Source organism: Kitasatospora sp. NPDC029312, from assembly GCF_055569215.1.
Window position 1 is genome coordinate 77,209 of sequence record NZ_JBVHXY010000012.1, and the last position, 22,670, is coordinate 99,878.

At 72.2% G+C, this 22,670-nt stretch carries 22 protein-coding genes; 10 read left to right on the forward strand and 12 right to left on the reverse strand.

Translation table 11 applies throughout. The features are described from left to right. Positions 1 to 64: 64 nt before the first annotated feature. From ACZ4WV_RS12895 to ACZ4WV_RS12905, 3 genes are all read left to right on the forward strand, one after another. Positions 65 to 526 carry a VOC family protein gene (locus ACZ4WV_RS12895; RefSeq protein WP_465745774.1) on the forward strand — a complete coding sequence of 154 codons (462 nt, stop codon included), beginning with the start codon at positions 65 to 67 and terminating at the stop codon, positions 524 to 526. 40 nt (positions 527 to 566) lie between these two features. Then, the gene (locus ACZ4WV_RS12900; protein ID WP_465745776.1) at positions 567 to 1,022 is read left to right on the forward strand and encodes a VOC family protein; all 456 of its coding nucleotides are present in this window, start codon (positions 567 to 569) and stop codon (positions 1,020 to 1,022) included. A gap of 656 nt (positions 1,023 to 1,678) precedes the next feature. Further along, positions 1,679 to 2,932: an esterase/lipase family protein gene (locus ACZ4WV_RS12905; protein WP_465745778.1), complete on the forward strand. Its 1,254-nt coding sequence runs from the start codon at positions 1,679 to 1,681 to the stop codon at positions 2,930 to 2,932. A gap of 197 nt (positions 2,933 to 3,129) precedes the next feature. Here ACZ4WV_RS12905 and ACZ4WV_RS12910 read toward each other — a convergent pair whose 3' ends face one another. From ACZ4WV_RS12910 to ACZ4WV_RS12930, 5 genes are all read right to left on the reverse strand, one after another. Continuing rightward, positions 3,130 to 4,353: an MFS transporter gene (locus tag ACZ4WV_RS12910; RefSeq protein WP_465745780.1), complete on the reverse strand. Its 1,224-nt coding sequence runs from the start codon at positions 4,351 to 4,353 to the stop codon at positions 3,130 to 3,132. Positions 4,354 to 4,420: 67 nt separating this feature from the next. Then, on the reverse strand, positions 4,421 to 6,256 hold the full coding sequence (gene asnB, locus ACZ4WV_RS12915) for an asparagine synthase (glutamine-hydrolyzing) (RefSeq protein ID WP_465745782.1): 1,836 nt from the start codon (positions 6,254 to 6,256) through the stop codon (positions 4,421 to 4,423). A gap of 88 nt (positions 6,257 to 6,344) precedes the next feature. Next, the gene (locus ACZ4WV_RS12920) at positions 6,345 to 8,312 is read right to left on the reverse strand and encodes an NAD-dependent epimerase/dehydratase family protein (RefSeq protein WP_465745784.1); all 1,968 of its coding nucleotides are present in this window, start codon (positions 8,310 to 8,312) and stop codon (positions 6,345 to 6,347) included. A 52-nt stretch (positions 8,313 to 8,364) separates the two neighbouring features. Next, on the reverse strand, positions 8,365 to 9,156 hold the full coding sequence (locus tag ACZ4WV_RS12925) for a phytanoyl-CoA dioxygenase family protein (RefSeq protein ID WP_465745786.1): 792 nt from the start codon (positions 9,154 to 9,156) through the stop codon (positions 8,365 to 8,367). A 172-nt stretch (positions 9,157 to 9,328) separates the two neighbouring features. Then, positions 9,329 to 9,940, reverse strand: a complete 612-nt coding sequence (locus ACZ4WV_RS12930; RefSeq protein WP_465745788.1) for an LmbU family transcriptional regulator — start codon at positions 9,938 to 9,940, stop codon at positions 9,329 to 9,331. A 334-nt stretch (positions 9,941 to 10,274) separates the two neighbouring features. On the opposite strand from ACZ4WV_RS12930, the gene ACZ4WV_RS12935 reads away from it, so the two are divergent. After that, complete coding sequence (locus ACZ4WV_RS12935) at positions 10,275 to 10,907, forward strand: hypothetical protein (RefSeq protein ID WP_465745790.1); 633 nt, start codon at positions 10,275 to 10,277, stop codon at positions 10,905 to 10,907. A gap of 94 nt (positions 10,908 to 11,001) precedes the next feature. Here ACZ4WV_RS12935 and ACZ4WV_RS12940 read toward each other — a convergent pair whose 3' ends face one another. Next, positions 11,002 to 11,382, reverse strand: a complete 381-nt coding sequence (locus ACZ4WV_RS12940; protein ID WP_465745792.1) for a nuclear transport factor 2 family protein — start codon at positions 11,380 to 11,382, stop codon at positions 11,002 to 11,004. Positions 11,383 to 11,497: 115 nt separating this feature from the next. Between ACZ4WV_RS12940 and ACZ4WV_RS12945 the strand changes: the two genes are divergently transcribed. From ACZ4WV_RS12945 to ACZ4WV_RS12960, 4 genes are all read left to right on the forward strand, one after another. Next, positions 11,498 to 12,106 (forward strand): TetR/AcrR family transcriptional regulator, encoded by a 609-nt coding sequence (locus ACZ4WV_RS12945; protein WP_465745794.1) that lies wholly within the window; start codon positions 11,498 to 11,500, stop codon positions 12,104 to 12,106. 145 nt (positions 12,107 to 12,251) lie between these two features. After that, positions 12,252 to 12,695 carry an Rrf2 family transcriptional regulator gene (locus ACZ4WV_RS12950; RefSeq protein ID WP_465745796.1) on the forward strand — a complete coding sequence of 148 codons (444 nt, stop codon included), beginning with the start codon at positions 12,252 to 12,254 and terminating at the stop codon, positions 12,693 to 12,695. 172 nt (positions 12,696 to 12,867) lie between these two features. Beyond that, the gene (locus tag ACZ4WV_RS12955; protein WP_465745798.1) at positions 12,868 to 14,109 is read left to right on the forward strand and encodes an amidohydrolase family protein; all 1,242 of its coding nucleotides are present in this window, start codon (positions 12,868 to 12,870) and stop codon (positions 14,107 to 14,109) included. Between the two features lie 245 nt (positions 14,110 to 14,354). Next, on the forward strand, positions 14,355 to 16,139 hold the full coding sequence (locus ACZ4WV_RS12960; RefSeq protein WP_465745936.1) for an eCIS core domain-containing protein: 1,785 nt from the start codon (positions 14,355 to 14,357) through the stop codon (positions 16,137 to 16,139). Between the two features lie 251 nt (positions 16,140 to 16,390). Here the strand turns inward: ACZ4WV_RS12960 and ACZ4WV_RS12965 are convergent, their stop codons facing one another. Next, entirely contained in the window at positions 16,391 to 17,095 is a 705-nt protein-coding gene (locus ACZ4WV_RS12965) for a metal-dependent hydrolase (RefSeq protein WP_465745800.1), read from the reverse strand. Between the two features lie 144 nt (positions 17,096 to 17,239). Here ACZ4WV_RS12965 and ACZ4WV_RS12970 point away from each other — a divergent pair, with 144 nt between their 5' ends. Further along, positions 17,240 to 17,824 (forward strand): winged helix-turn-helix transcriptional regulator, encoded by a 585-nt coding sequence (locus ACZ4WV_RS12970; protein ID WP_465745802.1) that lies wholly within the window; start codon positions 17,240 to 17,242, stop codon positions 17,822 to 17,824. Here ACZ4WV_RS12970 and ACZ4WV_RS12975 read toward each other — a convergent pair. The 4 genes from ACZ4WV_RS12975 to ACZ4WV_RS12990 form a co-directional block, all read right to left on the reverse strand. Further along, a complete protein-coding gene (locus ACZ4WV_RS12975; protein WP_465745803.1) occupies positions 17,736 to 18,302 on the reverse strand; it encodes a hypothetical protein in 567 nt (188 codons plus the stop codon). The genes ACZ4WV_RS12970 and ACZ4WV_RS12975 overlap by 89 nt on opposite strands. A gap of 192 nt (positions 18,303 to 18,494) precedes the next feature. Continuing rightward, complete coding sequence (locus ACZ4WV_RS12980; protein ID WP_465745805.1) at positions 18,495 to 18,896, reverse strand: hypothetical protein; 402 nt, start codon at positions 18,894 to 18,896, stop codon at positions 18,495 to 18,497. 182 nt (positions 18,897 to 19,078) lie between these two features. Beyond that, the gene (locus ACZ4WV_RS12985; protein WP_465745806.1) at positions 19,079 to 19,888 is read right to left on the reverse strand and encodes a phytanoyl-CoA dioxygenase family protein; all 810 of its coding nucleotides are present in this window, start codon (positions 19,886 to 19,888) and stop codon (positions 19,079 to 19,081) included. Between the two features lie 308 nt (positions 19,889 to 20,196). Next, positions 20,197 to 20,841 (reverse strand): TetR/AcrR family transcriptional regulator, encoded by a 645-nt coding sequence (locus ACZ4WV_RS12990; RefSeq protein WP_465745808.1) that lies wholly within the window; start codon positions 20,839 to 20,841, stop codon positions 20,197 to 20,199. Between the two features lie 177 nt (positions 20,842 to 21,018). Here ACZ4WV_RS12990 and ACZ4WV_RS12995 point away from each other — a divergent pair, with 177 nt between their 5' ends. Then, positions 21,019 to 21,981, forward strand: a complete 963-nt coding sequence (locus ACZ4WV_RS12995; RefSeq protein ID WP_465745810.1) for a zinc-binding dehydrogenase — start codon at positions 21,019 to 21,021, stop codon at positions 21,979 to 21,981. A 153-nt stretch (positions 21,982 to 22,134) separates the two neighbouring features. On the opposite strand, the gene ACZ4WV_RS13000 is transcribed toward ACZ4WV_RS12995, so the two are convergent. After that, entirely contained in the window at positions 22,135 to 22,398 is a 264-nt protein-coding gene (locus ACZ4WV_RS13000) for a GlsB/YeaQ/YmgE family stress response membrane protein (protein WP_465745812.1), read from the reverse strand. Positions 22,399 to 22,670: the final 272 nt, after the last annotated feature.

The window sequence follows — 22,670 nt, forward strand, 5'->3', positions numbered from 1 at the left end:
GGAAGCCTCCTAACGTGGAACACATCGAGCGAAAGTCCACATCAGGTGACAAAGGAGACCAGTCATGGTGAAACCGATCCCCGACGGCTACCCCCGCATCAGCCCGTTCCTCGTGGCCACACCCGCCGCCGAGGCCATCGCGTACTACAAGGACGTCCTCGGCGCGGCCGAACGCCTCGTCATCCCCCAGCCCGACGGCAAGATCAACCACTCGGAACTCCAGATCGGCGACTCGGTGATCTTTGTCGTCGACGAGAACCCCGACTGGAAGATGAGCGACCCTTCCCGTACCGGCGGCACTCCCGTGCCGATCCACCTGTGGGTGGAGGACGTGGACGGCGTTTTCGCCCGCGCGATCGCAGCCGGGGCGAGTGAGGTCAAGCCGCCGGCCGACATGTACCAGGGAGACCGGGCCGCGGCGTTCACCGATCCCTTCGGCCACACCTGGTGGGTCGCCGCCCGCATCAAGGAATTCACCGCCGAAGAGATGGACCAGGCCATCGGCCACGCCCTCGGCGACGCCTGAACCCACCACCGAGAACCAGCGGAAGCAGAGGAAGACGACCATGACGCACTGGCAGAACACGGCATACCAGCTTGTCATCCCCTGGATGGCCGTCACCCCCGCCGACGAGGCGATCCCCTTCTACCACGACGTGTTGGGAATGACCGAGCGCACCCGCATCGAGGCCGGTGGCAAGCTCATCCACTCCGAGCAGATGATCGGCGACAACGTCATCATCATCAGCGACGAGATCCCCGAGATGCGCGTCCTCAGCCCCCAGAGCACCGGCGGCACCCCCGTCACCCTCTGGATCCAGGTACCCGACTCCGAGGCCGTCTTCGCCAAGGCCGTGAAGGCCGGCTGCACACCGACCTTCCCGATGACGACCATGCCCTACGGAGACCGTGCGGGCGGCTTCACCTGCCCCTACGGCCACAACTGGTACGTCGCCAGCCACATCGAGGACGTCTCCCCCGAAGAGCTCCAGCGACGGATGCAGAACACACCGGGCATCTGACCCACAGCGATCGACACGGCTGTCGGGGGTGTCGCCTCACCCGGCAGCCGCACCTCTACCCGAACACCGCGGGCCTGACCGCCGGACGGATCCGGGTCGGCCCGCGCCCGACTCTCCCAAACGGTCCTTCGCCCGAGCAGGATCCGACAGGGTCGCGTGGAGACCACGGACCCCAGGTGCGGTTCGCCGAACTCGTTCTCACTCAAAGGCGGGTTCGGGGTACTGCTTCGATCAGGGGGTGCCGGCCCGGGCGGCCGAAGCGCCACCAGACGGGCCGAGCGGGCCGTGCTCGGCGAGGAGTTCCTGCCTGGTGGCGACGACGGGAGTCGAATGGACGGCGCGCGAAGTCCGAGGGCGAGGATCGGGTTGTAGTCCGGACGGGCGCCGACGGGGTGGCCGGCGAGAGAGCAGGCGCTGACCGCGACGACGCCCCCGGGCGGCGCGGGTGCCGGTCGAACGCGCGACGCAGGGTGCCGGCGCGTCGGCTATTCGCTGGATTGTCCCGGTGAGATCTCATTCGCCGACGATTGATTGCCGATGGTGCAAGTGCCGCGGCCGCGGCCGCGCCCACCGTCGCAGCACAGGAGGCGATAGAGCCTGGGTGATCCCACCCGCGGTCAGGCCCGCGGCCGATCTCTCACTCACGGAGGCTCACCATGCACATCGCCAGACGGCGGCCCTCAGCCCTCACAGTGCTGCTGGGCCTTGTCTCCGCACTCCTTCTGATCGGCCTGCCGACAGCACCTGAAGCTCGTGCAGCCGCCAAGCTCAAGCACCGCCCGATCGTCTTCGTTCACGGCTACCATTCCGATTCCGGTGCGTGGAGCGGGATGATCGGCTACGCCCAGTCCTACGGCTACAACTCGGACGAGCTCTACGCCTTCGACTACAGCGCTGACACTCCCGGCGACACCTCCATCACGACGCTCGGCCAACAACTTGCCGCCTACGTGAAAAACCAATCACTCACCGAAAAGTCCCCCGACGGAAAGATCGACATCGTCGCCGAATCCATGGGCGGCCTGGTCGCCCGCACATACCTCAAGAATGAGGGCGGCACCTCCATCACCAAGTCGTTCGTCTCCCTCGCCTCCCCGCACCACGGCACCCTGGCCGCCGGCCTGCCGGGGGACCTGTGCGGAAAGGTCGTCGACAGGCAGTGCAACGAAATGGCCGTCGATTCCGACTTCCTCAAGAATCTCAACTCCGGCAGCGAAACACCCCCGCCCACCCGCTACGCCACCTTCCGATCCAACATCGGCGACGAACCACTCAATGCCGTCGACCTGTGTGACGGCGTCGTGTTCAACGGCCAGACCTCCGCTTTGCAAGGCGCCGAGAACTACACCACCACCTGCCTGGCCCACGGCAACTTCTCCAATGACGACTGGACACGCGAGAAGTCCCTGGACTTCCTCCAGGAATCCACCGGGCCCGGCCTCAACGTCGACCTCACCCCCAAAAACGTCAGCACCTCCTGCAACTCCCTCCGACAACTCCAAGGCCCGGGCAATTGGAACGAGGCCTGGGTCCAGATGTGCATGACCGCCCATGGCCGCGGCCCGACCGCGACCGCCGAAGCCGAGATCCGCGTCCGCGGCTGCGGATTCCGTCGAACGGATCTCAAGGACCTCAACTACGCGGGAACCCCGAGCGCGTGGGCGCAGTGCTCCTTCGAGAGCACCATGCAACTCGTCAAGAACAGCGCCGTCATCCAATCCGGGCCACTCAACCAGAGCATCACCGCCCGTGCCTTCAACCTCCCCTACACAAGCCCCGACGCCAAGGGTGGAACCGCCGAGTACAGCGCCAAGCTGGTCGACTTCAAGATCACCGCCGACGGCAACACAGCCGACAACCAGGCCATCAAGCGACAAAACTGGTACGCACCCATCGTCTACGTCTCGTAGCGAGGGCGTGCGGGTGCCCAGACCACCCGGGACCAGCGTTCGCTCGCAGTGGTGTCACCCCCGACGTTGACGCCACGACACCGGTTCTCGCCCGCGTCCGGACTCATGAAGGCCCCGTCCCGCCGGCCGCCGCGTGCGCGGGGGGTGCGTGGCGTTGCGTGGCGTTGCCGGCCGGGGCGGGGGTCCCGGCGGCTCGGTCAGGTGGCGGCCCGCGGCAGCCGGCGGACGGGCCGGACGGCGAGCAGGGCGAGGGCGCAGCCCAGGGCGACCACGGCCCCGAGGAACAGCAGTCGGTGCACGCCGAGGAGATCGCTGACCGGCCCGGCGACCGCCTGGCCGAGCGGGACGGCCAGGATGGATCCGGCGATCTCGTACGCGGCGACCCGGTTGAGTTTGTCCTCGGGGATCTGGGTCTGGACGGAGGTCGCCCACTGGACGCCCCAGAACGCCCATCCGGTGCCGCTGGCCAGGTAGCCGAGCATCAGCAGCGGCACCGGCGGGACCAGCGCGGCGGACAGCGGCATCAGGGGGAAGAGCAGCATCGCCACCGCCCCGCCGAACAGCGGACGGGCCGGGCGCAGCCGGATCGCCACCAGGCCGCCGAGGACGCAGCCGACGCCGAAGGAGCTCTCCGCCCAGCCGAAGGCGGCCTTGCCGTGGGCGCCGATGATGGAGGCCGCACCGACCGGGGTGATCGGGCCCCAGACCGAGACGCCGAGGACCCACCAGATCAGGATCACCGACCACAGCCAGGAGCGGGAGCGGAAGGCCGTCCAGCCCTCCCGCAGGTTCTGCAGGGTGGAGGCGGTGCGGTCGGGCTCGACGTGCGGCAGCCGTAGGGCCGCCAGGCAGAGCCCGCTGACGACGAAGGTGGCCGCGGTCGCCGCGAAGACCGAGGCCGGGGAGACCGCGGCGACCAGGGTGCCGGCGAGGGCCGGGCCGGCCATCGTGGCGACGCCCTGGCTGACCCTCAGCACGCCGTTGGCCTGCTGCGGATCGGCGGCGACCCTGGGCACCAGGCTGGTCAGGCCCGGCTGGAACATCGCGGTGGCGAGCCCGCCGAGCACCGAGCCGACGACGAGCAGCCACAGCGGCGGGTGGCCGAGCCAGAGGCAGACCGCGAGGCCGGCCTGGACCGCGCAGCGCAGTGCGTCCGCGGCGATCATCTGCGGCCGGGGCTGGAACCGGTCGGCGAACACCCCGCCGAACACCACGAACAGGGCGAACGCCCCCATCCAGGCGCCCAGCGCGACGCCGACGGCGCCCACCCCGAAGCCGAGGGCGAGCATCGCCACGGTCGTCGCGACCGGGATCATGGTGTCGCCCAGCACCGCCACGGTGCGGGCGGTGAAGTAGAGCCCGAAGTTGCGGGTCCACAGGCGGGCGGGCGGGGCGGGTGGCGCGGCGACGGTCGCGGCCATGGGGCTCCTTCGGGAGGGCGGTGCGCCGCGGGTCGGCACGGGTCGGCGGGGGCGTCGTGGCGGGGGGTCAGAGGTCGAGCTCGACCCGGTAGGCGCGCAGCCAGGCGTCGATCTGAAGGGCGGTCTCCAGCGCGGCCCGGCCGACGCCCTCGACCAGGGCGTCCGCGCCGTCCCGGGCCACCGCGGCCCGCAGCGCCGGGGCGAGCAGCGGGGCGACCGGGCTGTCCGGGTCCAGCGCGACCCGGGCCAGCCGCTCCCGCAGCACCCGGTCGTAGCGGGCGTCCCGCAGGTTGGGGTACGGGGTCTTGACTCGCATCGCCACCGGGTCCGGCAGCAGATCCCTCATCGCGGCCCGCAGCAGGCTCTTCTCCCGGCCGTCGAACGCCTTCATCGCCCACGGGATGTTGAAGGCGTACTCGACCAGCCGGGCGTCGGCGAACGGCACCCGGATGTCGAGCCCGGCGGCACTGCCGAGGCGGTCGAGCCGGTCGAACAGGACCCGGGTGTGGCGGGTGTGCGCCAGGTAGGTGACCTCGCGGTAGCGGGCCTCGACCGGGTCGTCGACCGCGTCGGCGGCGGCGATCTCGGCGACGGCGGCGCTGTGGCAGTCCCGCTCGTAGCCGGCCAGGTCGAGCTTGCCGAGCAGTGCGGCGTCGAAGACGACGTCGGTGCCCAGGAAGCGCGGGCGGCCCTCCGCCACCCAGGGGAAGGTCGGTTGGGCGATCCACTCGGGCAGCCGGTTCCAGTTGTAGCCGCCGAAGACGTCGTCGCCGCACTCGCCGGACAGCGCGACCGCGGCGTGCCCGCGCGCCTCGCCGAACAGCAGCCGCAGTGAGGCGTACTGGTCGCCCTTGTTGATCGGGAGGTCGTAGGCGGCGAGCACGGAGGCCCGCAGCCCGGGGTCGAGCAGGTCCAGGCCGGCGAGCGAGATCTCGCCGTGCTCGGTGCCGGCGTGCTCGGCCATCAGGCGGGCGTAGTGGTGGTCCTCGTTGCTCCGCGCCGCGGCGCCGTCGGCTCCCGCCTCCTGGTCGTTGACGGCGAGCGAGCGGATCGGGCCGCGGCCCTGGCGGCGGGCGAGGGCGGCGGCCAGCGCGGTCAGCGAGCTGGAGTCGAGGCCGCCGGAGAGCAGCGAGCAGGGCAGTTCGTCGCCGTCCAGGTGCGGGGCGACCGCGGCTTCCAGGAGGGTGCGGACGGTGGCGACGGTGGTGTCCAGGTCGTCGGGGTGCGCGGCGACCCGAAGCTGCCAGTAGCGCCGTTCGGTCGCACCGGAGCGGCCGACCCGCAGCAGCGCGCCGGGCAGGACCTCGCGCAGGCCCCGGAACACCGCGTGGCCGGGCACCCGGGCGACGGAGAGGATGTCGCGCAGGCCGTCGGCGTCGAGGGCGGGACGGAAGCGGGGGTGGGCGAGGACGGCCTTGGGTTCGGAGCCGAAGAGCACGCCGTCGGGGGTGGGCGCGTAGAAGAGCGGTTTGACGCCCATCCGGTCGCGGACCAGCAGCAGTTCCTCGCGGCGCGGGTCCCAGAGGGCGAGCGCGTAGCTGCCCTCGATCCGGGTGACGAACTCCTCGCCCCAGGCCAGGTACGCCTGGAGGACGGCCTCGGCGTCGCCGCCGGTGACCGCGCGGTGGCCGGTTTCGGTGAGCCGCTCGCGCAGCTCACGCGGGTTGGTGAGGTGGCCGGCGAAGGAGAGGACGGCGCGCGGGCCGGTGTCGCCGGGGGCGGTCAGCGGCTGTGGGTGCGGGTCGCGGGCGGTGCGGCGGTGGCCGAGGGCGGCGTGGGCGGAGCTCCACAGCCCCTCGCCGTCCGGTCCGCGCCCGGCCAGCGCGGTGGTCATGGCCCGGAGGACGTCCGGCCCGTCCGCGGTGTCATGGGAGAAGGCGACCCAGCCGGCTATTGCGGACATGCGGTGCTCCATGGGGCGGTGGCGGCGGATGGGGGTGACGGGGGTGCGCGGGCGGCCGGCGGCGCCGGACGGGGCGCCGCCGGACGGGCTAGCGCGGGTCGGGGACGGTGTAGTCGCCGTGGATGTCGCAGGCCCACCACTGGGCGAGGGCGCGCATGCTCTCGCGGAGCACCGCCGAGGCGTGCCAGTGGAGTTCGTTCTCGATCAGACCGGTCGCCATGGTCCAGCGCTCGACCGTCGGGTCCTGGACCCACTCCCAGGGCGTGCGGCGCGAGACGTCGGCCAGGAGCCCGGCGAGCTCCTGCTCGTCGAAGGCCGCGGAGGCGACGTTGAGCACCGGCTGGGCGGGCGGGGCCGTCAGGACGGCGCGCAGGGCGTCGGCGAGGTCGCGGTGGTCCAGCACCTGGTGGCGGCCCAGCGGGTTCAGGGAGAGCGGGCGCCGGGTCCAGGCCAGGTTCACCCACCGCACCAGCGGGCTGTCGGCCGGCGCGTAGGGGCCGACCGGGTCGGCGAGCCGCAGTACCTGGACGGGGACGCCGTGCTCGGCGCCCCAGGCGCGGGCGGTCTGCTCCTCGCGCCACCAGGCCAGCGCCACCTGGTCGGCGGGAGCGGCGGCCGGAGCCTGCTCGGTGACGGTCCGTTCGCGGCTGCCCCGGTAGACGGCCGAGGAACCGGCGTAGACCAGGCGCTCCACCCCGGTCTTGGCCGCGGCGGCGAGGACGTCGGCCAGCAGGCCGTCCTCCTCGGGGCGGCCCAGGTGCACCAGGTAGCGGACGCCGTCCAGGTCCTCGGCGGAGGGGCGGACGGCCGGGTGGCCGGGGTCGTAGCCGGTGTCGCGCCCGTCGCCGTGTCCGGTGCCGTCCCCGGCGCCGTCCCCGGCGTCGTACCCGGCGTCGGCGAGCAGCCGGGCCAGCTGACGGGCGAAGGCCGGGTGGCCGCCGGTGACGGCCGCCCGGGCGAGCGGCGCCGGGCGGGGCGTGCGGGCGGCCGGGTCCGTGCCGGCGCGGCGGCCGGCGGCGAGCGCGGTCAGGGCGACGTCGCGCACCGCGGGGGCCATGGCGAGCAGTTCGGCGGCGGTGAACTCCTCGCACAGGCCGCCGGGCCCGAGGGTCTCCATGACGGCGGCGGCGACCCGGGGGTCCGGCTCCGGCGCGTCGGCGGTGACGGTTCCGAGGGCGAAGGCGGTCAGCCACACGGCCCGGCCGGCGCCGTCCGGGAGTGCGGCCGCGGCGTCCGGACCGGCGGCCCGGAGGGCGGCCAGGCAGGCGTCCAGCAGGCCTTCGCGGGCGAGGTGCCGCTCGGTCTCCAGGTACTCCCATTCGGTGCCGCGGAGTACGGCGCAACGGGCGTCGCCGTACTGGTAGAAGGGCACCACCGGGAAGCGCGGGCACGGCCCGCCGGCGTCCGCCCGGCCCGCGCCGCCGGTGAACAGGGTGGCCTGGCGGAAGCCGTGGTAGGTGTTGCCGGCCAGGCTCGGCAGGTCGTCGTGCTGCACCGTGCTGGGGGTGCAGAAGCGCACCGGCATGCCGATCGCGTTCAGGTAGCGCTGCACCACCACGTCGTACGGCCAGCCGCCGCCGTGGGCCTCCTGGTAGGCGGCGTACCCGCGGGCCGCGTCGGCGGGCAGCATCAGCGCCTGGCAGGGCACGTGCTCCTGGAGGGTGTACGCCCAGGGTTCGCCGGTCAGCGCGGCGAGGCGGGCGACGGCGCCGTTGCGGGCCTCCCAGCCCGCGTAGAGGGCGATCGCCTCGCCGGGGGCCGCCGCGGCGGCGCGTTCGGCGTGCTCGTAGAAGCCGTCGGCGAGCACCACGTCGTCCTGGAGCACCAGGTGGTGGGTGGCGTCGGGCGCCACGCAGGACCAGGAGAGCGGCGCCACCCGCAGGGCGGTCGGGCGGCCGTCCGGCTCGGGGTCCATGACCACGCGCACCCGGCCCCGGGGGTCGGCATCGGCGAGCCGCCGGGCCTCCGCTGCGCGCCTGGGGTGGCTCATCACCGCGCCGCTCAGCCGCACCTGCGCCGGCTCCTCGCTGACATCCTGTTCGTTCCTGGCATCCATCGGACTACCTCACTGTGGGGGGGCGGGGATGGTGGGGACCGGTGCGCAGGGGTCAGTCGGCGGTCCGGTCGGCGTCGGTGTTGCGGACCTTGCGCTCGTTGACGTTCAGGCCGTGGTCGGCGCCCTGCTCGCGCTCCAGCCGGACCATCGCCGCGGGACGGTAGTTGAGGATGTACGCCCGCCGCACCCGGTCGCTGGTGTTGCCGCGGGAGTAGTGCAGGGTGCTGCCGGAGTGCGCGACGCCCTGCCCGGCCAGCACCGGCACGGCGGTGGCTCCGGCCTCGTCCTCCGAACAGTCGCACTCGATGTTCTTGCCGTCGCTGGTGGGGCGGTGCGGGCGCAGCGGCCGGGTGTGCGAGCCCTTCACGTACCACATGCAGCCGTTGTCCGGCCCGGCGTCGTCGAGGGCGACCCAGATCGAGACGGCCCGGGTGTCCGGCAGGTCGATCCAGTAGGCGGCGTCCTGGTGCCAGGGGGTCGGTACCGCGGTGTGCGGCGCCTTGTGGATCAGCATGTCGAAGTCGAGCGTCGCGTCGTCGCCGATCAGCGCGCGGGCGAGGGCCAGCCCCCGTTCGTGCAGCGGCAGTTCGAGGATCGGCGGGTGGAGGGCGGAGGGCCACATGATCTGGGTGATGTTCTCGACGCCGGCTTCGACGCCGTCGGCCCGCGGCGCGTGCGAGCCGAGATCGGAGCGCTTGTCGCCGCTCTCGATCTCACCGGCGAGGAACCGGTCGTAGATCTCCCGGTACGCCTCGGTCTCGTCCTCGGAGAGCAGGGTCCCGGCGAAGACGAATCCGTCCTCCTGGAATGCGGTGGCCAGATCGAGGTGGGCGTTCACTGTCATGGTTCGGTCCTTTCCCGTGGACGGTCCCGAGCGGCTGGAATTCGCCCCGGTCGGGGCGCGCGAGCATGGCGGAGCACGGCGGGGAGGGGGCGATGTCGCGGCCGCATCTCGGAATCCGCTGCCGCTCCGGTCGTCGGACGGCATGCGCTCCTGGTTCCTCAGGGGGCGGTGTTCAGCCCGCGTCGGCGATCCGCAGCCGGTCGCGGCCCTCCACGCCGCGGCGGGCGGCGGCGTCCAGGACGGCCAGCATCCAGGCGGCCAGGTCGCAGTTGGCGCGGTCCGCGGCGTCCTCCCAGAGGCCGCGGCGGGCCTGGGTGACGGCGAGCCTGAGTTCGACCGAAACCGGTCGTGCGCCCGTGCCCGGCGTCGTGGCGGCGCGGATACGACGGCGGAGTTCGTTGCGCGACCAGCCGCCCTGCTGGGCCCGGTCCAGCCAGTTGTCCTGCACTTCGGGATCCAGCGAGGCGACCTCGGCGTGGTGCTGCATGCTCAGGGCCGGCCGTCGGCGGGCGGGTGGGAACTTCCGGGCGATCCAGGCGTAGTTGCGCAGGGTCTGGTAGTCGAGCGCGGTTTCGTCGACGGCCCTGCGGTAGCGCTCCGGATACCGGTCCTGACCGTAGACGAGCCAGTCGCCGAGCCACCAGGTGACGGAATCCGCGGCGGCCCCGAGGTCCTGGCCGATGCGGGTCCACACGTCGATGGGGAGCCTCGCCGGGAGAGCGAGCGAGGTCTGGTCCCGGGAGAGTTCGGAGTTCCGCCCGGCGCGCCTTGCCGCGGTCCTCACACGATCCTGCCGATCCGCCCCTCGCATCCTCGCCTCCCCGTTGTTCAGCAACAGTCGATCAGTCTGGGGAGCGGAACCGTTCCGCTTCAAGGTCTAGACCAGCCATCGGGAACCGTCCGCCCGGGTGCCGGGCCGCGCCGTCCCGTCCCGTCGTCACGTCGTCACGTCGTCACGTCGTCCCGCCGGCGGGACATGGCCGCGTCAGAAACCGCGAGGCAGCCGGGATGCGGCCCGCCCGCCCGTCGCGGGATCTGGCGGCCCGTCGGGCGCCGTGGTCAGAATCGCACCGCCCGGCCCTGCTGGAGGGGCGCCGCGAACTGCCGAAGGAGCCGACGTGACCATCCGGGAGAGCGTCTCGGAGCACGGCCTGACCGTGCGCGCCCAGCACCGGCACAACCCCTACGACCACCTCTTCGACGACGCGGACTTCGCCGGGCTGCTGCTCGGCCTCGGTCTGCGGCGGGCCGCCAGCATCTGGCGCAACCACACCGCCTCCGCCGGCGCCGCGCCGCGCGAGCCGTACCCCCGGGCGAGCATGGGCTTCGTGCTGCTGGACCCGACCGCCGGGCCCTGGGTGCCCGAGGCGGAGGCGGTGATGGCGGTGATCACCGTCGGCGAGGACGCCCAGCGCTTCCTGCCCAGGGCGGCGGCCAAGGCCGCGGGCCACCGCCGGCTCGGGCGCAACTACGGCGAGGCGGTCCTGACCGATCCCCACCTGTGCGCCGGCGGCGGGTTCCGCTACGGGCACTCGGCGGGGATCCGCGGCCAGATCGTCGGCGCCAGCTCCCAGTCGACCGACCAGGACCTCTTCGAGGCCGGGCGGCTGGCCACCGAACTGGTCGACGCGATCGCCGCCGCGCAGCTGGCCTGGGAGGAGCGCACCGGCCCCGGCGACTGGTACTCCGCCGACGACGCGCCGCACCCGGTCTACCGGGAGATGGTCGCCTTCGCCCTGGACCGGGACTGAGGAGGGTCCGGGCGCGTCAGAAAGCCTCGTCGGGGATGTCGACGGCGGTGCGGTCGAGGCTCTCCAGCGGCCGGAACCGGAATCCGGGTTCTCGTCAGACGAAGAAGGCGTTCATGCCGGGGACGTCGGACAGGTAGGTCTCGATGTCGGCGATCCGGCCGTCGCGCAGGCGGCAGACGGTGGTGAGGTACTCGTCCAGGACCGCGTCCGGGCGCTGGGCGGTGTTGTGCAGCGACAAGGCCATGTTCTCGCGGCTGACCAGGACGTGCAGCAGTTCGAAAGAGACACCGTAGGAGGCGATCTTCCGGGCACGCTCGACCACGGCGTCCGCGCCGAGGACGGTGCCGCTGATGGTGTTGTCGCCCGGCAGGGTCCAGGTGGCATCGTCGTGGAGCAGGGAGCGGATGGCCGACCAGTCGCCGGCAGTGAGAGCGGCGTGGAAGCGCTGGCCGAGGTCGCGGGCAGTGGTGGTCATGGCAGTCCCCTCCGGAATGATGGCGAGAGCCCAGCTAAAGCAGAGCGATTTGCTTTAGCGAGAGTAGCGCCCCTCCGGGACTAAAAGCAATCCGCTCTGCAATAACCTGGGAGGCATGAACGCCGACACCCCCGCCAAGCGTCCAGGCGGCCGCAGCGCCCGCGTCCAGACCGCGGTCCACCAGGCGGTCACCGACCTGGCCGCCGAGCGCGACGCGGCCCAGCTGACGATTCCCGCGGTGGCCGAACGCGCCGGGGTCAACCCCACCACCATCTACCGGCGCTGGGGCACGCTGCAGGCCCTGCTGGCCGAGGTGGCAGTCCGGCACGGAACCGACGCCCAGCCCCCCTCCAGCGGCGATCTCCGCACGGACCTCGAGGCCTACGCGGTCCGCACGCTGGCCGATCTGACCCGCCCCGGCGGCATCGCCTTCTTCCAGGCAGAGGTCTCCCCCGACATCGACGAGCGACGCAGCGGCCTCCGGGAGTGCCTGCAGCGCGCCACCGCCGGCCTCGACGCAGTCCTCGAAGCCTCCCGTGGCCGGGGCGAAACACCGCCCTCGCTGGAACGGCTGCTCGACCGGATCGTCGCCCCGCTCTACTTCCGTGTCGTCTTCTCCGTGCCGGACACCGACGACGCCTACGCCCGCACCCTGGTCACCGACCTGTTCGGCGACCCCTCCCGACCGCAAGGCCGACCCTCGACGGAACGCCGGCAGGCGTAGCGCCCGGCGATGACGTCGTGATCACCACCTCGTCCAGGCCGTCGCCGCCCTGCATCCGCGTGCCCGGAAGGCAGTTCGGTTGACCACCGATTTAACTGCAACTAGCTTGGTTCCAGTTGATCGGTGGAGACGACAGGAGCAGGAGTTGGCGGGGCTCAGCAGCAGGAGCGCGGTGGCGATTCACGCGCTTGCGATGCTGGCGCACCGGCGTGGAGGCTCGTTGACTTCCGCGGAGATCGCGGACAGCCTCGACAGCAACCCAGTCCTCGTACGGCGCATCCTCGGACGCTTGCGAGACGCCGGCCTGGTGCGGTCCACCGAGGGCCGAGGGGGCGGCTGGTCCCTTGCTCGCAGCCCGCGGGACATCACGCTCTATCAGGCGTACGCCGCCGTCGAGGAGGGCCGGATCTTCTCGCGGCACACCCGTCCGCCCAGTGGGGGGTGCGCGGTCGGACGCAACATCGGCGACCTACTCGACGCCGAGTTCCAGAACGCGGAGCGAGCCTTGGAGCAACAGCTCGGCAGGACGACGATCGCCGGCCTGCTGCAGCGGATCCTGGCCTGCGACAACGAAACGAAGGGTCACTGATCAAGCGGTGGCGCAATGTCATCCCGCGCCACGGCACAGTTCGTTGGGGCGGGTGTTCGGGCCCTCCCGGCCCCGGCTCCCGAGGCCTGCGGCCGGCGTCCGGTGGCCGGCGGCCGGCGGCTGCGCGATGCGTGCATCGCGGCCCGAACACCCACGTGCCAGAAGGAGAGCGATGCCTCAGGAGTCCGAAGCAGTCGTGAGCGCCGAGGCTCGCCGCCGCGCGACCTACGACCTCGTGATCAGGCGGGCACATGTCTTCGACGGCCGCCAGGCGCTCGCCGGTCTGTACGACGTCGCCATCAACGGCGCGGAGATCACATCCGTCTCGGCCGAGCCGCTCAGGGGCAGACACGAGGTGGACGCGGCAGAAGGGTGGGTGATGCCGGGCCTGATCGACACTCATATCCACTTCTACGACGTGCGCGCGGTCTCCGATCCGGCATCGATGCTGGCCTTCGAGGAGATCGGGCTTCCCGAAAAGCTCGGGCTGTTCCTCGACCACGGGATCACCACCATCAAGTCGGTGGGCGATCCGACGGACGGAATCCTGGACACGCGGGCCGAAATCGCCGCGGGCACGCTCAGAGGCCCGCGGCTGTTGGCAACCGGATGCGGCATCACCGGACGCGACGGGCACCCCGCCGCCACGGTCTTCAGCGACAACCCCTGGGCGCGCGAGCGCTTCACAACCGAGGTCGACAGCGTGCAGCAGATCCGCGACCTGGTGCACCACCTCGCCGACCGCAAGGTGGACGCGATCAAACTCCTGTCGGAAGGCGCGTGCGCACACTCCGGCGGACCGACGTACCTCTGGCGGAATCCCGCCTTCCCGGATGCTGTCGAGCTGGAACGGCTCCCCCTCGATCTCCTGCGGGCGGGGATCGAGACCGGGCACGAGCGGGGCCTTCGGGTCACCGTCCACACCACCCAGCAAGCCGCGGCACGCGAGGCGATCGAGGCCGGGGCGGACGGCCTGGAACACGGTGTCACCATCGAGCCCCTCACCGACCACTCACTCATCGACCTGATGCTCGAACACGACATCACCTACACGCCAACCCTCTGGATCGACGATGCCCACCCGGACGCCCGTGACAATCTCAAGAAGGTCGCCGAGGCCGGCGTGCACATCGCCCTGGGCAGCGACACCTTCAGCGGTCGGGGCCTGTTCGGAGCCAACACTCTGGAAGAGGCCGGACTCATGGTGGCGGCCGGGATGACGCCCACGCAGGTGCTGGCCGCAGGCACCAGCGGCGCGGCGCCACAGTGCGCCCGACCCGACCTCGGCACCGTGGCCCCCGGCAAGCGCGCCGACCTGCTCGTGCTGAACGCCGACCCCACCGCGGACATCGGCAACCTTCACGACCTCGGCATGGTGATCCTGAACGGCGAGCTCGCCGTCGACAAGCGCTAGCCGGGTTCGAACGCATCGACGTCTTCCCGCTGAACGTCCGCCACGAGTGCCGCCCCCGGCATGTCGGCCTCGCGGCGCCCCGGCGGTCCTTGGGCGAACGGGTGCCCACGTTGAGCGCCCGTTCTGTTCGGAAGGGCAACGAACTCTACCCTCGGGCTGGATGCGCGGCTCTGGCCGGTGCACCGAGCACGATGGAATCCTGGCGAGTGGGGATCGGTACGTTGAGGACGAATCCGGGGGCGGGCATGTTCCAGAGCGGCAAGCGGACGGACGTTGCCGACGACAAGGCGAGCGGACGGAGTCGGCCGCGCGGCACCGAACCGGCGCCGCAGCCCCTGCAACTCCTGCAAGGCACTGCCGGAAACGCCGCGGTGGTGCGGATGCTCCAGCGCGCCGGGCACCTCCCGGCGGGGAACCGGCTCCCACTCCTCGCCGACGACGGTCGTCAGGACGAGCAGCCGCAGGTGCAACGCTCCACCGTGCACGATGTCCTGCGCTCCCCCGGCCGCCCGCTGGACAGGGCGACCCGCGACGACATGGAGTCCCGCTTCGGCGCCGACTTCTCCGATGTCCGCATCCACGACGACCATGACGCCGGGATCTCCGCCGCCGAGATCGGCGCCCGCGCGTACACTTCGGGAAACCATGTGGTGATCGGCGAAGGCGGGGGCGACCGCCACACCCTCGCGCACGAACTCACCCACGTCATCCAGCAGCGGCAGGGCCCGGTGGCGGGAACGGACGACGGCACGGGGCTTCGGGTCTCCGATCCGTCGGACCGCTTCGAGCGGGAGGCCGAGGCGAACGCGACCCGCCTGATGTCCACGGGTGCGCGGCACACGGCGGAAACGGCGCGGCCCGGCCATGCGGTGAAAAAGGCTGCACAGCCGTCCTCCGCGGCGACCGTTCAGGGCGCCTGGGAGATGCGGGACGGCACGTACCAGTTCGTCGAGGACGACGACTCCGTGTTCCGGGCTTCGCTGCGCGAGGCGACGGGCGACCCGGAGAAGCTCAGGCCGGAGCGCGCCAAGAAGTGGCTTGCGGAGGCCGGCCTGGGTGAGAACGACAAACAGTCGGTGTACTACAAGAGCACCGCGTACCGCTCTCTCGACACCTTCCTGAAGTCAGGGCAGGAACGCGAGTACGGGCCGGGCGAGCAGGCGCGGTTCATGAACGAACTGGCCGCCTTCAGCGCGGGCAAGGACGCCGAGAAGCAGGACGAACTCCTCACTTCGGTCGTGGAGTTGGGCGACTGGATCGAGAAGACGTACCCGCCCGACAAGTTCGTCTACGTCGGGCTGGGGCGCAGCCCGGCCGCTGTCATGGCGCACCTCCAGAGCAGGAACCCCCGCATCACCTACTCGATTCCGTTGTCGAGCTTCCGGCCCGGGCCGGAGGAACCGTATTCGATCCTCGGGAAGGTGCTCACCACCGAGTCGCGGGAGAAGAACTGGTTCGGCCGTGAGTCCGCGGTGAACCGGCCGAGCGCCCCTCCGTCCGAACAGCAACAGGCCATGCTCGACGCCCACTTCGCCGAGTTCCTGCCGAAGGACCTGCCGGGTGAGGTCCTCCTCGTCGACTACACGCAGTCGGCGCAGTCGCTGGTCTCGGCTCAGCACTACCTGCAGCGCTACCTCGGCAGGAAGACGCCTGTGTACGCCCTCGCCCTGCACGAGGACCGGCACGAGGCGCAGGTGCGGGCCGTGTACGAGGCCGTCACCGTCGACGAGGAGGTGCCGACCCCGTACAGCCCCACCGATCTCGACGTCATCGAGGACCTTGCCGACGAACGCGCGACCTGGGGAGAGCGGTTCGCCTCCCGGAACGTGGGGGACAACACCCCGCTCGCGGAAGCGTTCCGGCGGGAGTTGTTCGACGAGTACTCCCAGTACGGCTCCTACAAGCTTCTGGAACAGGACCTCGAGTCGTTCGAGGCGGGGCGGCCCCGCACAGGCGACGAACGGGAGGCCTACCAGGTCCTCAAGGAGGAGATCGAGAAGCTGGACGCTGCGCGCGGCTCGCGTTCCTGACACCTGACGGCCACGACGAGCACGTCGGCCGGACCGCAGCTTGGAGGAGGCCGCACGTGTCGGTGCCGGCCGGGGAGCGCTGGGTGCCGGGCTCCGGCCGTGCCGTCCTGCGACGGGGTGGGCCGTGTCCACCCAGCAGGATCCGGCCGCCGCCGACCCGGTCACAGCCGCTGCGGCGCCCTCTCGTCGGAGCCGTCGGAGGCGGTGCGCGCGGCCCACCCGTCTCAGCCGGCCGGGGGATTCCGGGTTGCTCAACTCTCCGGCAGGAGCGGGGCGAAGACCGCGAACCAGAGGGCCGCGAAGGTGGCCACCGTCATCACGGGCACGAAGAACCGGGTCTCCAGCTTCCCGCCGGTCCGCCGGATCAGCACCAGTTCGAAACGCCTCCGGTACGGCCAGAGCAGCGGCGCACCCCGGCGGGTCAGGCAGTCGCCGAGCAGGTGGGTCAGCGCCCCCAGGCAGACCGTGTAGGGCAGCCAGACGGCGATGTCGGCGAACCGGGCGGCCACCGTCGCCGTCCCCGCGCCGGCCAGACCGACGGAGGTCACCCATGCCGTGGGCCCGTGTCCGGGCGGGTGCAGGTGAAGGGCCCGCACCGCGAGCGCGAAGAGGACGAAGGTCGTGCCGAGGGTGAAGCCCTCGCCGAGGCGGGTGACGCCCGCCCAGGTGCCCCAGCTCGTGAGCGCCGCGAACACCAAGGAGTGGGTGGCGTGGCGGTGGCCTCCGCACAGCCGGGCCACCAGGCGGCACAGGCCCCTCGACAGGGGGCCCAGCAGGTGTGCGGGCGTCGCGTCGTGGTGGTCCAGGTCGGGCAGCAACGCGGCGCCGGCGCACAGCAGCGTGCCGACCAGGACCTCACCCGGCCGCGGCGTCGTACCGAACAGTGCCTGCGGCAGGATCGGTGCCGTCGCGGCGTAGACCAGTGCCCCGCTGATCGCGTGTGACTGGCCCAGCATGACGTCCCGTGCCCTCCCTTCTGCTGTCCCCTCCCGGACGCCGTCCGCTCGACCCGGCACCGGGCCGGGCGGAGATCGGTCTGCTACCCCGCGCTGCCTCGCCCATTCCCGCGGCGCCGGGAGAGGGGGGCCGGCGGGGCGATCATGTACCGGGCGTGTGCGGAAAGCGCCGCCGCCGGTCCTGAAGCTGAGCGTTGCGGGTCAACGGGGACAGTGGGGGGAACGGTGAACGCCGCCGCTGAACGGCGACCAGCGATCGGTCAAGTGACGGCCGGCCGGGAATCGGTGTCGGCGGTGAACTGCCTGAAGGCGCCCAGCCCCGGATCCCCGACGCGCCCGCGGGACCTGCTCGACCGGATCGGCGGCAAGTGGGCGGTCCTCGTGCTGGGTGAACCGGCCGGAACGGGAAGAGCCTCCCGGTTCAGCCAGCTCCGGCAGGCGCCGGCGGGCGTGGGCGAGAAGATGCTCACCCGGACGCTGCGCACACCCTGGAACGCGACGGGCTGGTCAGACGGCAGGCCGGGCTCCTCAGCGCCGAGCCGGAGGATGCCGCCCTTGAGCCGGTGGGGTCCGGGATCACGAGTGGCGCCACTTCGAGGTCTGCGGCGTCGAGCTCGGCGCGCTGGGCGACTTCGCGGGGTCAGGCCCAGGGCAGGCGGCTCGCCGCCTGCCGGACGGTGGCGCGCATCTGCTCCATGGGGCGCTGCTGTTCGCCGTGCAGGGCGTTGAGGACCACGAGGGTGCCGGTGAACACGGGCACGGCCCACTGCGCGCACCGCAGCCGGCGGTGGGCACGGTCGAGGTCCACCGGGTGCTCCTCGGCCCGCTCGCGCTTGTCCGGGTCCGAGGAGGCCGCCAGCCCCACCTTCGCCCCCAGGACTCCCGCCCACACCGTCGAAGCGAGCGCGGCCGCGGTGCACACGGTCTTGGCGACGGTCGAGGCGGCGAGGCCCTTCTGGACCGGGACGCGGGCCGCGTTGACGGCCAGCAGACCGCCCGTGCCCACCATGTGCGCACCGATGGCCACCAGGTTCACCGGCGCCCAGCGCGCCCACCCCGCCGCGGCGACGCGGTCCGCCATCTGCCGGCTGCCGCCCTGCGACGTTGCCGCGCCGTTCAACCCCACCGCCCCCATCAGCGAGCCGCCGAACCACGCGGCGAGTCCCACATCATGCATGCTGCGCACGACGGTGTTGCGTTTCGACATCGTTTCCCTCCGCTCCTCGCCCGAGACGCCACGGGCGGGGCGCCGCCTCCACGCTTCCCGGCGGTGCCGGCGCGCCACCACCGGGGCTGCGCTGTTAGGAGCAGACCGGGACCGTGTCCCGAGGCCGACGAGGGGATGTTCCACGGGGCCGGGCGCCCGGGTCCAGCAGCTGCGGCTGGTGACGTCCCGCCGTCAGTAGATCCAGCCGGTGTAGTGGGTGCCGCCGCTGCTGTTCTTCCCGCTCTCGGTGGAGTAGGAGACGCCACGCAGAGGCGTGTCGCAGAACAACCACACGTCGCCGCTGTGCGCCTGGTAGTCGTTCCAGTCGCCGCTGTTGGAACAGCCGCCGCCGCTTTGGAGCGTGAAGTACAGCCGCTCGTCCGTGCTCGCGCGGGACGTGTCGACCGTCCAGTGCAGGTAGCCGCCGGACCGGTCGGAGAACGTGTTCAGGCACATGCTCACGGTCGCCCCGTGGGTGGTGCTGTAGTACACACAGGTCGTGTTCGCGCTCGCCGACCCAGCCCCTGTCACGAGGCCGGCACCGGCGAGGCCGAGCGCCGCCGCGCCGGCCGCGAGTCGCTTTCCGATGGTCATGCTGATCCCCCTCCCGGCCTCCGACCGCCGGAGGCCCAGCAGCAGTGTGAACACCCGGCCGGCGGGAGCGCAGCCTGCTGACGCCAAGTGATAGCCGCGATTCCTGTTCATCAGCACTTCGCGAGGTGGTCGGCACGCTGGTCGCCCCCCATGGCCGGCTCCCCCGGCGGCTGGGTCTGCCGTTACCACCAGTTCAGGCCGAGGCCGACGCCGGCGTGGGGGGTGTCCTGTCCCAGGCCCCGGCGGATCGCGATCTCCACGGGTGAGTACGCTCCCTCGGCCCGCTCCAGTTCGTACGGCGCGGCCGGCATCAGCGGCGGCTGGGCCATGAAGCGCGGCCGCGCCCCGTGGTGCGGTTGCGCGGCGTGCACCAGGAACGGGTGGCACAGGAAGACGTCGCCCGGGGATCCGGTGGCGAGGGCGAGTGGCCGGTGGTCGGAGGCCGCCACCAGGTCGGGCGCGAGGGTCAGCCCGCTCGCCCCGTCCTCGCCGTACGTCTCCAGCACCTTCGGCACGTCGAGGTGTGAGCCGACCCTGATCCGCGTGGGGGCGTCGTCCTCGCCGACCTCGCTGAACAGGAACAGCATCAGCAGCGCCCGGCCCCGGGAGCGCAGGTTCGTGAAGTACCAGCTCTCGCCCTCCGGCAGGTAGCTGCCCTCGATGTGCCAGCCCGCGTCGGCCGGCTCCTCCTCGTGCGGGAAGCGCAGCGGGAACGTGCCCAGCGAGTAGCGCGGCTCCCAGCGTCCCGGGCCCACGAGCAGGTCGTACGCGCGGTGCAGGGACGGGGAGTTGGGGGCGGCGGCGAACGGTCCCTGCGCCATACCGCCCACCCAGTGCACGGGCTGGGTCCACGTCGACGGGTCGTCCGGGTCGCAGTCCGTCTCCCGCCACAGCAGCCGCGCGCAGTCCGCGGCCACACGCGGCGCGACGGCGCCCTCCAACTTCACGAAGCCGTCGCGCAGGAAACGGGAAACCAAGGTGGTGTCATCCATGCCCCCATCGTGCGGCGGTTCCCAACCCGACCACCCGACATTGCCCGTACCACCTTTATCGGGTGATCACGGCTGCTGGAGGGCGGTGTCGTGGTCGGGGTCGGGCCGTTGCGTTCTGTGGGGGCGGGAGGTCCGGGCGTCCGTCGAGCGCCACCGCCCCGGCGTAGGCGAACGGACCGCCGGCGCAGCTGGCGGGCGTCCTGGTGGCGGGCAGGCCGGTGAGGACGGGGTTCGGGGCGGGCATGAGAACGGCGCTGGGGCCCCTGGTGGTGCGCACGGCGGTTGCCGCCCGTTAGGTGAGGCGGCGGTCAGGGTGTGTCGGACGGGTGGGCGGGGCGCAGGCGTGGGGCCGGTGGCAGTGGTTCGGGTGGTTGGGGCCCGGGGCCGGCGCGGAAGGCTTCGATGACGTAGGCGGCGAAGCGGCGGGAGGCCGTGAGCCGGGTGGCGCGCGGGGCGTCGTGGATGCCCTGGTGGGCCATGAGCATCAGCATCAGGTCGTCGACGACGAATCCGGAGCGCAGTCGGCCGGTGGCCTGGGCGCGGCGGGCGAGGTCGGTGACCGCGTGCAGAGCCCGCTGTCGGTCCGCGGCGAAGTCCTCGGCCCCGGGGAAGGCCGTCATGTAGGCGTCGGCGAATCCCCGGCTGTGGGCGTGGAGTTCGCAGATCTGCTCGACCAGGCTCTGGAATCCGCGCCACGGGTCGGGGGCCGCGAGGGCGTCGCGGACGAGGGTGTGGCAGGCCCGGCGCTGTTCGGCGTAGGTCTGGGCGATCAGGTCCCGCTTGGTGGGGAAGTGGCGGTAGAGCGTGGCGGGGCCGACGCCCGCGTGCCGGGCGATCTCCCGCATGGGCGCGGCCAGGCCCTCTTCGCCGAACACCGTGCGGGCGGCGTCCAGGATGCGGGCCCTGTTGCCGCGGGCGTCGGAGCGCGAAGCGTGAGGCAAATGCTGGGTCACGGCTTCTCACTTTAGCCAGACGGACTGGTTTGACCGTTACGGTCGGGTGGCGGCGGCAGCCCCGCCCCCGTCCCGGCTCCCTGCCGGTGATGTCGGGGAGAGTGGGGCCGGCTCGTCGCCCGCAGGCGCGGCCGCGGTGACTGGCGTCCGTGTGTTCAGCGACCCCGAGGAGCCGGGATGAAAGCTGTTGTGATCAGGGAGTTCGGGAATCCCGGCGGTCTGGAGGTCGTCGACGTGCCCGTGCCCGTCCCCGCACCGGGGCAGGTGCGCATCGCCACGGAGGCGATCGGGGTGGGCGGGGTGGACGCCGTGATCCGCCGGGGGACGCTCGCCGGCTACGGCTTCCGGGAGGGGCATCTCCTCGGCAGTGAGGTCGCGGGACGTGTCACCGCGGTGGGAGAGGGCGTGGACGCTTCGTGGATGGGGCGGCGCGTATGGGCGTTCACCGGTGTGGCCGGTGGGTACGCCGAGCAGGCCGTCGCCGCGGTCGATGAGGTCCTCTCGCTGCCCGACGGCCTGAGCGGCGTCGAGGCGGTGACCCTCGGCAGCTCCGGTGTGGTCGCCCACTTCGCCCTGGACCGCGCCCGTTTCTCGCCCGGTGAGACGGTGCTCGTACGCGGCGCGGCAGGCAGCATCGGGATCACGGCGCTCCAGCTCGCAGCCGCGCGGGGCGCGGGCGCGGTGGCAGTCACCACCTCATCGCCGGAGCGCGGCGCCCGTCTGCGCGGCCTGGGCGCCACCCACGTCCTCGACCGCTCCGGTGAGGGCGCCGCCGACGCGCCGTCGGGCTTCGACGTGGTGATCGATGTCGTGGGCGGTGCGCAACTTCCGCGCTTCCTGGACAAGTTGAACGCCAACGGACGGTTCGTGGCCGTCGGTGTGGTCGGCGGGCTGCCGCCGGCCGACTTCGGCATGCGGCTGATGGGCGCCTTCCGCAGCTCGCTGTCGTTCGCGACCTTCAGCGCCGACACCGTGCCCGTCCCCGACCGGCAGGCCGTGCGCTCCTCCCAGTTCGCCGATGCCGCCCGCGGTGGGCTGCGCACGGTCGTGCACGAGGTGCTGCCGCTGGAGCGGGCCGCGCTGGCGCACCAGGCGATGGACGAGGGCCGGGTGTTCGGCAGGGTCGTGCTGGTCCCCTGAGCCGGACGCGCAGGGCGTTCGGAGCGTCACCGCGCAGGGGCTGCCGACGGCCTTCGCGTCGTCCGGACGCTTTCCGCCGTCTCCGGTCCGCGACCGGGCCCGCATCCGGTGAGGAATGCGGGCCCCGGGCGTGGTGATCGGGACAGGCTCCGGTCAGGATCGGCGGCCCACCGCGACCCGGTAGAGGGTCAGGATGATCAGCGAGCCGACGACCGCGGCGATCCAGGTCGAGAGGTGGAAGAAGCCGTTGATCGAATGCACGCCGAAGATGACCTTGCCGAGCCAGCCGCCCAGCAGACCTCCGACGATGCCGATCAGCATGGTGACGATGACGCCGCCCGGGTCCCGCCCCGGCATGATGGCCTTGGCGATCGCTCCCGCCAGCAGGCCTATGAGAATCCACGCGATGATGCCCACGGGTGCCGCCCTTTCATGAAGTGCCGATTTCCTGCCGTCCGCTTACTCGCATCGACGGTTTCCAAACCTTCCGTTCGAAGGCGCCGGCGGCGGAACACGCTCGGGGACGCCGGCAGGCCGTCGTGGGCGGCGAGGGCGGCGATGGCGGCGATGGGGGCTGTGACCGGGCGTCCTTCAACAGACAGGTAAGTGGCGGTGGGAGGCAGATCGGGATTCCCCGCCGGTCGGTCGACCGGCCGTGTCCGCCGAGCCGCCCGCTCGGGCTCGTTTTC

Coding starts and splice junctions, on each gene's coding strand:
- ACZ4WV_RS12895 (WP_465745774.1), top strand. CDS start 65: ATGGTGAAACCGATCCCCGACGGCTACCCCCGCATCAGCCCGTTCCTC.
- ACZ4WV_RS12900 (WP_465745776.1), top strand. CDS start 567: ATGACGCACTGGCAGAACACGGCATACCAGCTTGTCATCCCCTGGATG.
- ACZ4WV_RS12905 (WP_465745778.1), top strand. CDS start 1,679: ATGCACATCGCCAGACGGCGGCCCTCAGCCCTCACAGTGCTGCTGGGC.
- ACZ4WV_RS12910 (WP_465745780.1), bottom strand. CDS start 4,353: ATGGCCGCGACCGTCGCCGCGCCACCCGCCCCGCCCGCCCGCCTGTGG.
- asnB (WP_465745782.1), bottom strand. CDS start 6,256: ATGTCCGCAATAGCCGGCTGGGTCGCCTTCTCCCATGACACCGCGGAC.
- ACZ4WV_RS12920 (WP_465745784.1), bottom strand. CDS start 8,312: ATGGATGCCAGGAACGAACAGGATGTCAGCGAGGAGCCGGCGCAGGTG.
- ACZ4WV_RS12925 (WP_465745786.1), bottom strand. CDS start 9,156: ATGACAGTGAACGCCCACCTCGATCTGGCCACCGCATTCCAGGAGGAC.
- ACZ4WV_RS12940 (WP_465745792.1), bottom strand. CDS start 11,382: ATGACCACCACTGCCCGCGACCTCGGCCAGCGCTTCCACGCCGCTCTC.
- ACZ4WV_RS12945 (WP_465745794.1), top strand. CDS start 11,498: ATGAACGCCGACACCCCCGCCAAGCGTCCAGGCGGCCGCAGCGCCCGC.
- ACZ4WV_RS12955 (WP_465745798.1), top strand. CDS start 12,868: ATGCCTCAGGAGTCCGAAGCAGTCGTGAGCGCCGAGGCTCGCCGCCGC.
- ACZ4WV_RS12960 (WP_465745936.1), top strand. CDS start 14,355: ATGTTCCAGAGCGGCAAGCGGACGGACGTTGCCGACGACAAGGCGAGC.
- ACZ4WV_RS12965 (WP_465745800.1), bottom strand. CDS start 17,095: ATGCTGGGCCAGTCACACGCGATCAGCGGGGCACTGGTCTACGCCGCG.
- ACZ4WV_RS12970 (WP_465745802.1), top strand. CDS start 17,240: ATGTACCGGGCGTGTGCGGAAAGCGCCGCCGCCGGTCCTGAAGCTGAG.
- ACZ4WV_RS12975 (WP_465745803.1), bottom strand. CDS start 18,302: ATGTCGAAACGCAACACCGTCGTGCGCAGCATGCATGATGTGGGACTC.
- ACZ4WV_RS12980 (WP_465745805.1), bottom strand. CDS start 18,896: ATGACCATCGGAAAGCGACTCGCGGCCGGCGCGGCGGCGCTCGGCCTC.
- ACZ4WV_RS12985 (WP_465745806.1), bottom strand. CDS start 19,888: ATGGATGACACCACCTTGGTTTCCCGTTTCCTGCGCGACGGCTTCGTG.
- ACZ4WV_RS12995 (WP_465745810.1), top strand. CDS start 21,019: ATGAAAGCTGTTGTGATCAGGGAGTTCGGGAATCCCGGCGGTCTGGAG.